Here is an 11736-nt window from a genome sequence, read left to right as displayed (position 1 = left end):
TATGGAACTGATCGCCGGCATAAGAAACAACAAAGGCACCGCGCCTCCTAGAGGCAGTGCCTCGGCTTGAATGGTAGGCGCGGACGGTCTTGAACCGTCGACCTCTACCGTGTCAAGGTAGCGCTCTCCCCCTGAGCTACGCGCCTATCAACAAAGGAGGCATGCTAATATAGCCTCGCTTACAGTGTCAAGAAAACGAAAGAGAAGATAGCATTCCAGAAGGAGAACGCTACCTTCTCTCTTGGAACCGTAGGGCAGCCGTTGATCGACGATGATTACTTCACGGCAGAACGAAGCTCTTTCCCGGCCGAAAACTTCGGGACCTTCGCCGCTGGAATTCGGAGAGATTCGCCGGTTCGTGGGTTTCTTCCCATTCGAGCTTTCCGCTTTGAGATCGTAAAGGTGCCAAAATTGACAAGGGAAACGCGCTGCCCCTTTTTCAGCGAAGAAGTGACCGCTCCGGTAAAAGCTTGAAGGGCAGTTCCCGCCGCAACTTTTGTGATTCCCGCCGAAGCGGCCATCTTGGCGATCAGCTCTTCCTTTGTCATGGTGTCCCTCCTTAATGAGTGTTGAGAGAAATATGGAACGTGATTCCAGCGGCACTTCACTGACACATCTGGTCAAGCATTCCGATTCGTTTTCATTTTGGTCTGTTTGAGGGGGATATGCAGCTCAACGATCTTTTTTCGCAACGTATTGCGGTTGAGTCCCAACAGTTCAGCTGCCTGTATCTGATTACCGCGCGTTTCCCGGAGAGCCGAAGTAATGAGTGGGCGTTCCACGGCAGAAATCAGGATCGGATGAAGATTTCTGGCTGATCCATTCCGCATCCCTTTCACGAATTCCGCCATTTTCACCTCCAAGTAACTCTCCAGGGACCCATCGCGAGGTTTGCTCTGCTGCAGACTGCTCGGCGAGTTCATCAGTTGGACCATTTTCAGCGTCTTTCGCAGGGCAGCACGCGAGCCGTGGATAAAAAGTGTGTGAGATGCGTCAAGGTGATCCTGAAGCGCGCTCGCCGGCTCTTGTCCGCTTCGTGACTCCACCACGACCACATCGAACTGATGCCGTGACAATTCCTTCTGAAGCGTGGTGATGTCCCGAGCAACGGAAATGGAAGCATCCTTAAATATCTGTCTGACCTGCGCCTGTACAGCCGCATCGGTCGTAAGCAAAAGAATAGTATATCCGGATGACGGCACTGGCATGAAGGCACCACGCGAAGAAGAGGGCGGATTATTGCGTAGGGCGTACACGATGTCAATCTGATTTTACGGGGTATGGCTGCCTGCCAAGCTGCTTCCCTCATGCCTTTGCCGGTATGAAATGGACGATCCGTGGAATGATTTCTGGTTTTGTGCGGGGGATAGGTTTTGACCACAAATTATACAACCTGAATACTCAGGAAGAGGTGCATTGAAACCACGTGTGCGGCGCCGATCTTGACAGACTGTGTCGTGAGAAGGTATAGATCATTGCAGAATTCCTACCGGAATAATGAAGAATGAATGTGTCGAAACGTGCAACGTATGGAATTATGGCTGCAGTTGACCTTGCGATCAATGCGAAAGAATCTCCCATTCAAGCTCGAACCATTGCGAGACGGCAAGGGATTCCGGTCCGCTTTCTTGAGCAGGTCCTCCATACGCTGAAGAATGCCGGCTTAGTAGAAAGCCACCGGGGTGCTCAAGGGGGGTATCTCCTGACACATGAGCCAGCGGCCATGTCAATTGCGGATATCTTCGAAGCGTTGGAGGGGCCAGTCTTCCAGCGATCAGGCGTTGGCCTGCGAACACGCGATCGGCATGCGGCAAAGCCGGAACTTCTGCTCGGCGATGTTTGGGATCAAGTGCAACAGGCGGAGCGGAAAGTCCTTGAGGGCGTCACGATTGAGCAATTGGCGACGCGTCAACGGACGATTGATGCTCAACGTAATCCCATGTACCACATTTGATGATTCGAAAACTGCTTTCTGAGGAGGCAAGGAGATAAAGATGAACCAGGTTGAATCCCTCAGCATCCCTGCGATTGTGACGAATCCGATCCCGTCTGCAATCCGGGAGGAAATCGAAACATTCGAAGCTGAAGCGCTACGGACGCTGGCCGGAGACGTCTCCACAGATCTGTTTAAGCCCTTTCGTCTCCAATACGGTATTTATGGCCAGCGTCAACCTGGCGTGCAGATGGTACGCATTAAAATTCCCTTTGGCGGCATGACCGCGAATCAGCTCCGACGGGTGGCGGAACTCGCCGACCGCTATGCCACCGGAGTCGGTCATGTGACGACGAGACAAGACATTCAGATGCATTTCGTGGAACTGAAGGATGTGCCGACCATCATGCGGGGATTGGCCGAAGTCGGGCTGACCACCCGGGAAGCCTGTGCCAATACCGTGAGAAACGTCACGGCTTGTCATCTGGCCGGTGTGTGCCAAGGCGAAGTGTTCGATGTGACTTCGTACGCGAAGACCGTGGCCTATCACTTGCTGCGGAATCCCTTGAACCAAAGCTTGCCTCGCAAGTTTAAGATCGCCTTTTCCGGTTGCAAGCACGATTGCGCCCTCACGCCCATTCACGATATCGGGTTGCTCGCGGTCAGACGAGCGGACGGGGTGATCGGATTTCGGATGGTAGCCGGCGGGGGCTTAGGCTCTGCTCCACGGGTCGCCCAACTTCTCCGAGAATTTACTCCAATGGAGGAGTTGATTCCCAGCATTGAAGCCGTCATTAAAGTCTTCGATACCCTCGGCAATCGAAAGAATCGAAACAAGGCCCGCATGAAGTTCGTGATCGACAAACTGGGCTTTGAGGAATTCAAGCGACGTTGGGAGGCAGCCTACGTCGCGATGGGATATGCGCTTCCCGGGAACGAGCCGTTGACTCTGCTTCAGCACGCCGATGAGCCTCCGCCTCTCATCATGCCGAGCCGCAACGGCACGGCGCATGGAAACGGAAATGGCAATGGGGCGCACTCGATCGACCGCGAGACGCCCTTTGAGATGTGGAAACGAACCAACGTTGTGCAGCAGAAACAGGACGGGTATGTCACAGCGGCCATCAAATTGTTCATGGGAGATATCACGGCTGAACAGATGGTATTCGTCGCAGATCTGGCCGAACGATATTCGAACGGCAATCTGCGCACCACCATCAACCAGAATCTGGTGATCCGATGGGTTCCCGCAGATCTGATCTCACATCTCTACGACGATCTGGCCTCGCGCGGTCTTGCGGATCCCGGCGCTGAACTGGTGGAAGACATTATTGCCTGCCCTGGAACCGATACCTGCGGCCTGGGTATCACATCATCGAAAGGCCTCGCACGAGCTCTGGCTGAAGTGTTTCCAGCCGGCCGTGTTCCGGAAGACCTCCAAGATGTGAGTGTGAAGATCAGCGGGTGCCATAACTCCTGCGCGCAGCATCACATTTCTACGATCGGGCTGCATGGAGTCGGGAAACGCCTCGGTGACCACGTCGCGCCACACTATGAATTGCATCTCGGTGGCTCGGTGAACGGCACCGCCAAGATCGGTCAAATGACGGTGAAGTTGCCCGCGAAAGCAGTCCCGGCGGCCATCTCTCACCTCATCGATGTGTACCGGCGCGATCGGCAACCGAACGAGAGTTTGCCCAAGTTCATCACCCGAGCAGGGAAGAGCAAACTGAAGGACGAGTTGATCCCCTACACCATCGTGCCGTCCTATCAGGAAGACCCCACCTTCTATTACGACTGGGAAGGGGAAGAAGAATTTATCCTTGAAGATCTCGGCCCCGGTGAATGTGCCGGCGGCGCACTTGAGATGATCGAAAACGGAATCTTGGAGGCCGATCAGGAACTCTATCAAGGGAAACTGCTGGTTGAGAAGCATCAATATTCCGTGTCTGTGAACAAGTCCTATCGGGCAGTATTGGCAGCGGCCAAGGCTCTCCTGGTGACCGAAGGCCTGGAGCCATCGACGGACTCCGAGACATTCAGTGAATTCGACAGTAGGATTGCCCAAAAGGGAGTCGTGCCGTCTATCTATCGAGATCTCAACAAGAAGGTCGGTGATCTAGGTCCGAAGGAGACATCGGCGGAATCGGCGCGTGAAAAGATGGCGTTCGCCAAGGCGTTCGTCGATGCCTGCCGTGTGGCGACGGATCAAATGGGGAAGGATCTCAAGCTGCCGGCTGCGAAGGAAGAAATACCTCCGGTCCCGCCGGCACCGACTGAGGCCAAACCAGCCGTTCCAATTCCAACCGGCGCTCCGGTGTACGATCTACGAGGCGTCGCCTGCCCGATGAACTTTGTGAAGACCAAGCTCAAGCTTGAAATGATGGATGCAGGTGAAAAGCTTGAAGTGTGGCTCGACGCAGGCGAACCGATCAAGAACGTGCCAATGAGCCTCAAGAATGAGGGGCACAGGGTGCTGATCCAAGAAGCGCTGGAACCGGAAGCGTCGCATTATCGGATTCTGGTCGAGAAGGTCGAAGGATAAGGGTCTGATTCCTTATGGTCGGGAATGGGCATTCCGAATTCATCGCGGAACTTAAAGCCTGGGGCACAACCTTCGAGGCGAAACAGCCCCAAGACGTGCTGGCGGCTGCTATCGAACGATATGCGCAAAAAATTATTCTCGCCTGCAGCTTTGGAGCGGAAGATATGGTCCTGGTCGATATGGTGCACCGCATCGATCCTTCGGTGCCGTTGTTCTATCTCGATACCGATTTTTTGTTTCCCGAAACCTATGCCACACGGGATCGCGTGATCGAGCGATACGGACTTCAATCCGCGCAGGTTATTCAGGTGAAGTCGTTGCTGACCCCGCAACAACAAGCGGAGAGCTACGGTGACGCGCTGTGGACACGAGACCCGGACCAGTGCTGCCGGTTGCGCAAGGTCGAACCGCTGGCCCGTGTGCTGCAAGGATATGAGGCTTGGATAACCGGAATCAGGCGGGACCAGGCACCGTCCCGAGCAAATGCCGGCTTAATCGAGTGGGATCAGAAATTCGAGTTGGTCAAAATCAACCCGTTGGCTCGATGGACTTGGGCAGACGTCTGGACCTATATCAAGGTCTACGAAGTCCCATACAACCCGCTGCACGATCAGAACTATCCCAGCATTGGCTGCACCTACTGCACCGCTCCTGTAGCGCCTGGAGACGATCCGCGGGCTGGCCGCTGGAAAAACTTTACCAAAACCGAGTGTGGCCTGCACAAGTCATAACATGCCGTTTCAAGATCTCCTCACCAAGATTGCAAAGGGTCCCAAAGTTTCCAAGGACCTGACCTGGGATGAGTGTAAACAGGCGATGAAGGCGTTGATCGAGGGGGAGGCGACCCCGGCACAAGTTGGGGCCTTTCTCATCGCCATGCGTTTCAAGATGGAGTCCGTCACGGAATTAGCGGCCTTGACGGCCGCGGCCCGGCACTATGTGCTCCCCCTTGCTGTCTCAAAAGACTTGGCACTCGTTGACGTGCCGACCTATGCCGGGAAACAGGACACATTTCACGCGATTGTTGCTGCATCCATCATTGCCGTTGCGGCTGGAGCATCAGTCATCATGCACGGGTATGACGGTATTCCCGGTCGACCCGGCAGTGCAGGTGTGTTGAGAGCCTTGGGGATTCCGGTCGATGCCGATCCCAAGACGGTGACGGAAGATGTGAACAGAAAAGGATTCGCCTACCTGGATATCGGGCTGTACCACCCGCCCATCTTCAGATTTCTAGAGATGCGTCAGGAACTCGGGGTCAGAAACATCTTTCATCCCATCGCCAGGCTGCTGAATCCGGCCCGCGCGGCGGTTCAGGTCGTCGGATTGTCACACCCGCCGCATTTCGAAAAGACCGCTGAAGCCTTGCGTATACTTGGGTGTCGAAGAGCGTTGGTGGTCCGCGGTGTCGAGGGTGACCCGGAACTATCCGCATCGATGGTCACGAGAGTCCTGGAATTGCGAAACGAGCGCATCACCCCGCTCGGCGTAGCCGCGAAGGACTTCGGGTTGGCGTTCGCCTCGTCGCGGGAGATGGCGGGATTTCCTCCTGAACAGCGTCACAAAGAGGCCGATCTGCTGCGGCGCATTCTTCGGAACCAGGTGCCGGGTGGACCGAGAGAGTGGGTGCTCATGAATGCGGCGATGTTGCTCTACGCGGCGGGGAAAGGGGAATCGCTTTCGGCTTGTTTCCCGGCAGTTCGCGCCGCCATTGAGGGAGGCGCGGCGGCACGCAAGCTCGAAGACTTAGTGCAAGAGCCGGTGGCAGCGTAGGACAAGAGACAGAAGGACAAGTCATGAAGCACCTTCGGCAACTGGAAGATCAAAGCGTCTATATCCTTCGGGAAGCCTATAAGCATTTCGATAATCTGGCCATGCTCTGGTCGATGGGCAAGGATTCAACCGTGCTGCTGTGGCTTGCCCGCAAGGCATTCTTTGGGCATGTGCCCTTTCCGCTCCTCCATGTCGACACGAGCTATAAGATTCCGGCGATGATCGAGTACCGTGACCGGCTCGCCCGCGAATGGCGGCTGGATTTGGTTGTCGGTCAAAACAAGGAAGCCTTGGCGGCGGGCATGAACCATACGATGGGCCGAGTGGTCTGTTGCACCGCGTTGAAGACAAACGGCCTCAAACAACTCCTGGAGAACAAGGGGTACACCGGCGTGATTCTCGGTGTCCGTGCCGATGAAGAGGGGACACGGGCGAAGGAGCGCTATTTCTCTCCGCGTGATAAACACGGAGACTGGGATTTTCGAGATCAACCGCCGGAGCTCTGGGATCAATACAAAACGACATTTCCGCCTGGCACACATATTCGGATCCATCCGCTCCTCGATTGGACCGAGATTAACATCTGGGAGTACATCAAACTCGAAAATATTCCGTTCATCGACTTGTATCTTGATAAGGGAGACGGGACGCGGTATCGCAGCCTGGGCTGCGCACCCTGTACCACGCCGATCAAATCGACCGCCAAAAACGTGGACGACATCATCGAAGAGCTCCGACATACCACGGTGGCTGAGCGATCGGGCCGGGCACAGGACGAAGGTCGAGGGATGGAGTTGCTGCGCAAAGATGGGTACATGTAGCAGAATGCTGAAATGAGCATCCAGCGTCGTTCTCGGTTCGAAACAATCCTCAACGTACTTCCGAAGTACGTCTCCGGTTGTTTCTCGCCTGCGGCCTCGCTGGTCTGCCCATTTGAGCATTCTGGAAAGTAACGGACGTGACGATGACCAATACTAAGCCGTCAGAGAATTTGAATATTGTGATCGTCGGCCATGTGGATCATGGCAAGTCAACCTTGCTGGGCCGACTCTATGCCGATACCGGCTCACTCCCGGACGGCAAGCTGGAGAAGGTCCAAGCCATCTGTCGCCAGCAGGGGAAGGAATTCGAATACGCGTTTCTCTTCGACGCCTTCCTCGAAGAGCAGGAGCAGGGAATCACGATCGACACAGCCCGCACCTTTTTTATGTGGAAGGGCCGGCAGTACATCATCATCGACGCCCCGGGGCACAAAGAATTCCTCAAGAATATGATTTCCGGCGCGGCACGTGCCGAAGCCGCCTTGTTGCTCATCGACGCGCTGGAAGGAGTCAAGGAACAGTCGAAGAAGCACGGCTACCTGCTGTCGCTCCTGGGCGTCAGGCAGTTTGCCGTGGTCGTCAACAAGATGGATCTGGTCGGGTACCGGCAGGACGTGTTTGAGGGAATCGAGAAGGAATATCGGGAATTCCTGGGACAGTTCAAAGCCGTGCCGTCGCAGTTCATTCCTGTAAGCGCCAAGCTCGGCGACAATATCGCCAATCGCAGCGGGCAGATGTCATGGTACAGCGGACCCACCGTTTTGGAAACGCTCAGCGCGTTCCAGAAAGAAGCCGCTCGTTCGGAACAGCCTCTCCGATTGCCGGTGCAGGATGTGTATAAATTCGACGCCCGCCGGATCATCACCGGCCGAATTGCCGCCGGGCGCCTGAAGGTCGGCGATCACCTCATCTTCTCGCCGTCCAATAAGCGGGCCACGATTCGGACGGTGGAAGCCTTCAACATTGAACCGCAACCGACCGAAGGGCAGGCGGGACAGTCCATCGGGGTGACGCTCGACGAACAGATTTTCGTGGAACGGGGAGAGGTTGCCTCACTTCAGGCACACTTGCCTCTGGTGTCGACGGCGTTTCGTGCCAATCTCTTCTGGCTCGGCAAGCGGCCGTTGGAAAAGGGCCGCAAATATCTGTTGCGGGTGGCGACCAAGGAAGTGGACTGCGAAGTGGCGTCGATTCATCGGATTATCGACACGATGGACCTGGCCCAACAACAGGGCAGCAGCACCATCAACAAGAACCAAGTGGCGGAACTGACCTTGCGCACGAAAGCTCCGGTCGCCTTCGATCTGTCCGCGTCGTTCGAAGCGACCGGACGTTTCGTCCTGGTCGACGAATACGATATTGCAGGCGGCGGAATCATTACCGAATTGGTCCACGACGATCAAGAGTTCCTCCGCGAAGAAGCCAGACGCCGCGACTTTGCCTGGGTCAAAGGCGAAGTGACGGTTGAGGATCGTGCGCAACAATATGGTCATCGAGCAGCGGTGGTTCTGATCACCGGGGGGCGGCATACCGGCAAATCATTCCTGGCCAGAAAGCTCGAAGGCCGCCTCGTGGCGGATGGGCGTCACGCGTACTTGTTGGATGGAGAAAATCTTCGCCGTGGGCTGGACGCGGATTTGAGTGAAGAAGAGCGGGGACAAACCGCAGAAATGGCTCGGCGCTATGGCGAAGTGGCGCGACTTCTCACCGACACCGGTCTCATCGTCGTCTCCACGACGAACCCCTTCGGCCTGGCCTTCCGAGAGGCCTCACAAGCGATCAGGACCCTCGTCCATCCTGCGCCGGTCATCGCCGTCCACATGAGCAAGTCCGAAGAGGAGCCGCCGCCGAATACCGATGTGGTCCTCAGCGGCCCCACGGATTTCGACGCAGCGACTGCTCGCATTCTCGAAGAGCTGAAGCGTCGGGGTGTGCTCGCACAAGCCATTGGCGCGAAACCGATCTTCCAGTATTCGATCTAGAGTCGACTCTCCGCGGGAGACCCTGGAACACTGCGGCAGGCACTTCGTCTTATCGGTCCAGAATTTTAAAACTGCCTGTCTCGCTCCCGTTCCTCTCCAGCGGTTTGACTCACCGAAAATCCGTGTGATAGCGTAGCCTTGAAGCAAGTTTTCTCGGATCGCTGGAACAGGAGTCTATATGAAATTTGTATGCCTCAACTGCGAAACCTATATGGGCCTCGAGAAGGTTGAGAAACCAGAGGAAGGGTCGCTTGGAGTCTTTTTCGCATGTCCGTCGTGTAACGCAAAGTTTTCGATGGTGACCAATGCCGGCGAAACGAACATGATGAATGCCTTGGGGTTGAAACTGGGAGCGCGGGCAGAGCCAGCGGCGTCTATGGAAGGTTTACGCGCGTTAGCGGGAAACGGTCAAGCGGCTCCCACAGCGACTAAGCAAACTCTAAGTGCGCCGGCTGTGTCCACGACAGCAGCGTCACCGGCGAAAGCTCCTGAGAAAGCGAGTGGCTGTCCGTTCTCGGCCATGGTAGCTGAGATGGGCCTGACAGCCGGCGGTAAGCCCGAGAACGGAACCAACGCCGGATCTTCCGAGTTCACCTGGACACCCGATGCCAAGGAAAAACTTGATCGGCTGCCTGCTTTTGTCAAACCAATGGTTCAAGGCAGTGTCGAGACGTACGCGCGCAAGCACGGGTTCAAGACGATCACGCTCCAAGTCATGGATGACTCGAAGAGTGATTCGCCCAACGGCATGACGTGGTCACGGGAGGCCGAACAACGGCTCGAAAACATTCCGGACTTTATCCGGCCGATGGCCCGAAAAGAGATCGAACGTCTGGCAAAGGAACGTGGAGTGTCGACCATCACCGCTCAAGTGATGGACGAGGCGAAAGACAAGTTTATGAAGTTCATGTAAGAGCATATGTTTATAGCGGACAACGTTAAGGCCCATCCGGCCGTCTGGATGGGCCTTTCCACTATCTGCGTTCTCCGTACAGCGGCTCTCGTATGAAGTGGTGGATTTTCGCGCTCGCTCTGTGTGTTCTGTTCGTCCTTCCGCTTACCCGGTTTCTCGACGGGCATGCACTACAGCTTGCTCACCCCGATGTCTCCCGTGGAACAGGTACGACGCATACTCCTCACGACGAACATGGAAATGTTGATTGGGAGGGCTCAGTCCAAGGCGTCGCCTATTCGGAGTTCAATCATCGTTTCGCCGGACTCTTCGTATTACTATTCGGACTGGCTGAATTGGGCCATGCGTTGCGGTATCCCGTGCCCGTATGGTCCCGTTTCGTCCTGCCTGGCGCGCTCGCTGTAATTGGAGGGTTCCTCCTGGTATGGAGTGACCATGAGGCGTGGCCGATCGGGTCTCTGAGTTTTATGCAGACATTCTCCGGACAAGATCCGGAAATTCTCCAGCATAAATTTTATGGGGTGTTTGCCGCCACCGCGGCGGTAAGCGAGACGCTTCGCCGAGTCGGTTGGGCTCGCCATCCGGCCTGGGCGGCTCCATTGGTATTCTTCGGCCTGACCGGCGCACTGCTTCTCTTCGTTCACTCGCACGGAGATCACCCTGCCAATTCGATGATCGCGCTTCACCATACTCTTCTAGGAAGTCTGGGTGTCGGTGCTACCGTATCGACTGCGATGGCTTCGTGGACATCCGGTGCATCACGGCATCCAGGGAAAAAGTGGGAATTGGCCTGGGGGGGACTTGTGATCCTAATCGGTATTCAGCTGCTCCTATATTTCGAGTAGCATGATTCCGGCGAGCTTCGGTAATTGACACCCTTCCGAGGCCTATGCTACGTCTAGCTTCTCATAGTCTTCATTGCCTTAGTACGCATCTCTAACCGCCTAGAGAGTGAGGCCGGGTAGAGGAGGGAACACATGGGTGGACATAGTCACTGGGCAACAATCAAACGGCACAAAGGAGCCCAGGACGCGAAGCGCGGTAAGATCTTCACGCGAATCATCCGAGAACTCACCATTGCGGCTCGGTCCGGAGGGGATCCGGATGGCAATCCCCGCCTGCGTTTGGCTATCGCGAAGGCGAAGGAAGCCAACATGCCCGGCGACACGATGAAGAAAGCTGTCCAGCGAGGGACAGGGGAATTGCCGGGGGTGTCCTATGAGGAGTTTTCTTTAGAGGGGTATGGCCCTGGAGGGACGGCACTTCTTCTCGAAATCACGAGCGACAACCGGAATCGGACGGTGGCGGAGATTCGAAGCCTGCTGACGAAAAATCATGGCAATATGGCCGAGGCTGGTGCTGTCGCCTGGCAGTTTCACAAGAAGGGGCTTATCTCGATTGAGAAGGGGAAGGTCGATGAGGATACCCTTCTCTCATTGGCGCTCGATGCCGGGGCGGAAGATGTGAAGGTCGGTGAGAAGAGTTATGAGGTGTTCACTGATTCTCACGACTTTGAGGCTGTGAAGAAGGCGTTGGCGGATGGCAAGATCGAAACGACGCTTGCGGAAATCACGTACGTTCCCCAGAATACCATCAGGCTGGAAGAAAAACCTGCCGAACAAATGCTGAAATTGATGGAAGTGTTGGACGAACACGATGATGTTCAGAAAGTCCATGCCAACTTCGATATTCCGGATGAGGTCATGGAAAAAGTCGCCGCGACTGCGGCGGGGTAACCGTTCACCAACTCCCAACGTTGTGGTCCTCGG

At 55.7% G+C, this 11736-nt stretch carries 11 protein-coding genes and 1 tRNA gene; 9 read left to right on the top strand and 3 right to left on the bottom strand.

Translation table 11 applies throughout. From position 1 onward, the window contains the following. Nucleotides 1-71: 71 nt before the first annotated feature. From H8K04_17205 to H8K04_17195, 3 genes are all read right to left on the bottom strand, one after another. Nucleotides 72-146 (bottom strand) — tRNA-Val (locus tag H8K04_17205). Between the two features lie 129 nt (nucleotides 147-275). Next, nucleotides 276-548, bottom strand: coding sequence for an HU family DNA-binding protein (locus H8K04_17200; protein ID UVT15522.1), 273 nt, complete (start codon nucleotides 546-548; stop codon nucleotides 276-278). Nucleotides 549-620: 72 nt separating this feature from the next. Beyond that, nucleotides 621-1208, bottom strand: coding sequence for a hypothetical protein (locus H8K04_17195; protein UVT15521.1), 588 nt, complete (start codon nucleotides 1206-1208; stop codon nucleotides 621-623). Between the two features lie 296 nt (nucleotides 1209-1504). On the opposite strand from H8K04_17195, the gene H8K04_17190 reads away from it, so the two are divergent. From H8K04_17190 to H8K04_17150, 9 genes are all read left to right on the top strand, one after another. Next, nucleotides 1505-1954 (top strand): Rrf2 family transcriptional regulator, encoded by a 450-nt coding sequence (locus H8K04_17190; protein ID UVT15520.1) that lies wholly within the window; start codon nucleotides 1505-1507, stop codon nucleotides 1952-1954. Between the two features lie 40 nt (nucleotides 1955-1994). Next, complete coding sequence (locus tag H8K04_17185; protein ID UVT15519.1) at nucleotides 1995-4478, top strand: sulfurtransferase TusA family protein; 2484 nt, start codon at nucleotides 1995-1997, stop codon at nucleotides 4476-4478. 14 nt (nucleotides 4479-4492) lie between these two features. Further along, on the top strand, nucleotides 4493-5209 hold the full coding sequence (locus tag H8K04_17180; GenBank protein ID UVT15518.1) for a phosphoadenylyl-sulfate reductase: 717 nt from the start codon (nucleotides 4493-4495) through the stop codon (nucleotides 5207-5209). Nucleotide 5210: 1 nt separating this feature from the next. After that, entirely contained in the window at nucleotides 5211-6251 is a 1041-nt protein-coding gene (gene trpD / locus H8K04_17175; protein UVT15517.1) for an anthranilate phosphoribosyltransferase, read from the top strand. A gap of 23 nt (nucleotides 6252-6274) precedes the next feature. Next, complete coding sequence (locus tag H8K04_17170; protein UVT15516.1) at nucleotides 6275-7072, top strand: sulfate adenylyltransferase subunit 2; 798 nt, start codon at nucleotides 6275-6277, stop codon at nucleotides 7070-7072. A 143-nt stretch (nucleotides 7073-7215) separates the two neighbouring features. Beyond that, complete coding sequence (locus tag H8K04_17165) at nucleotides 7216-9054, top strand: adenylyl-sulfate kinase (GenBank protein ID UVT15515.1); 1839 nt, start codon at nucleotides 7216-7218, stop codon at nucleotides 9052-9054. 178 nt (nucleotides 9055-9232) lie between these two features. After that, nucleotides 9233-9967: a PCP reductase family protein gene (locus H8K04_17160; GenBank protein UVT15514.1), complete on the top strand. Its 735-nt coding sequence runs from the start codon at nucleotides 9233-9235 to the stop codon at nucleotides 9965-9967. Nucleotides 9968-10059: 92 nt separating this feature from the next. Next, a complete protein-coding gene (locus H8K04_17155) occupies nucleotides 10060-10812 on the top strand; it encodes a hypothetical protein (protein ID UVT15513.1) in 753 nt (250 codons plus the stop codon). Between the two features lie 132 nt (nucleotides 10813-10944). Then, nucleotides 10945-11703, top strand: a complete 759-nt coding sequence (locus H8K04_17150; protein ID UVT15512.1) for a YebC/PmpR family DNA-binding transcriptional regulator — start codon at nucleotides 10945-10947, stop codon at nucleotides 11701-11703. Nucleotides 11704-11736 lie beyond the last annotated feature (33 nt).

Origin of the sequence: Nitrospira sp., assembly GCA_024760525.1 — a bacterium.
Classification (GTDB): domain Bacteria; phylum Nitrospirota; class Nitrospiria; order Nitrospirales; family Nitrospiraceae; genus Nitrospira_D.
The sequence above is the reverse complement of the archived record's forward strand: the minus strand, read 5'-3'. Positions and strand labels throughout refer to the sequence as shown.

What these genes read in the sequence shown, in the direction of transcription:
- H8K04_17180 (UVT15518.1), top strand. Translation starts at nt 4,493, where the DNA reads ATGGTCGGGAATGGGCATTCCGAATTCATCGCGGAACTTAAAGCCTGG.
- H8K04_17185 (UVT15519.1), top strand. Translation starts at nt 1,995, where the DNA reads ATGAACCAGGTTGAATCCCTCAGCATCCCTGCGATTGTGACGAATCCG.
- H8K04_17150 (UVT15512.1), top strand. Translation starts at nt 10,945, where the DNA reads ATGGGTGGACATAGTCACTGGGCAACAATCAAACGGCACAAAGGAGCC.
- H8K04_17195 (UVT15521.1), bottom strand. Translation starts at nt 1,208, where the DNA reads ATGCCAGTGCCGTCATCCGGATATACTATTCTTTTGCTTACGACCGAT.
- H8K04_17170 (UVT15516.1), top strand. Translation starts at nt 6,275, where the DNA reads ATGAAGCACCTTCGGCAACTGGAAGATCAAAGCGTCTATATCCTTCGG.
- trpD (UVT15517.1), top strand. Translation starts at nt 5,211, where the DNA reads ATGCCGTTTCAAGATCTCCTCACCAAGATTGCAAAGGGTCCCAAAGTT.
- H8K04_17155 (UVT15513.1), top strand. Translation starts at nt 10,060, where the DNA reads ATGAAGTGGTGGATTTTCGCGCTCGCTCTGTGTGTTCTGTTCGTCCTT.
- H8K04_17200 (UVT15522.1), bottom strand. Translation starts at nt 548, where the DNA reads ATGACAAAGGAAGAGCTGATCGCCAAGATGGCCGCTTCGGCGGGAATC.
- H8K04_17165 (UVT15515.1), top strand. Translation starts at nt 7,216, where the DNA reads ATGACCAATACTAAGCCGTCAGAGAATTTGAATATTGTGATCGTCGGC.
- H8K04_17160 (UVT15514.1), top strand. Translation starts at nt 9,233, where the DNA reads ATGAAATTTGTATGCCTCAACTGCGAAACCTATATGGGCCTCGAGAAG.
- H8K04_17190 (UVT15520.1), top strand. Translation starts at nt 1,505, where the DNA reads ATGAATGTGTCGAAACGTGCAACGTATGGAATTATGGCTGCAGTTGAC.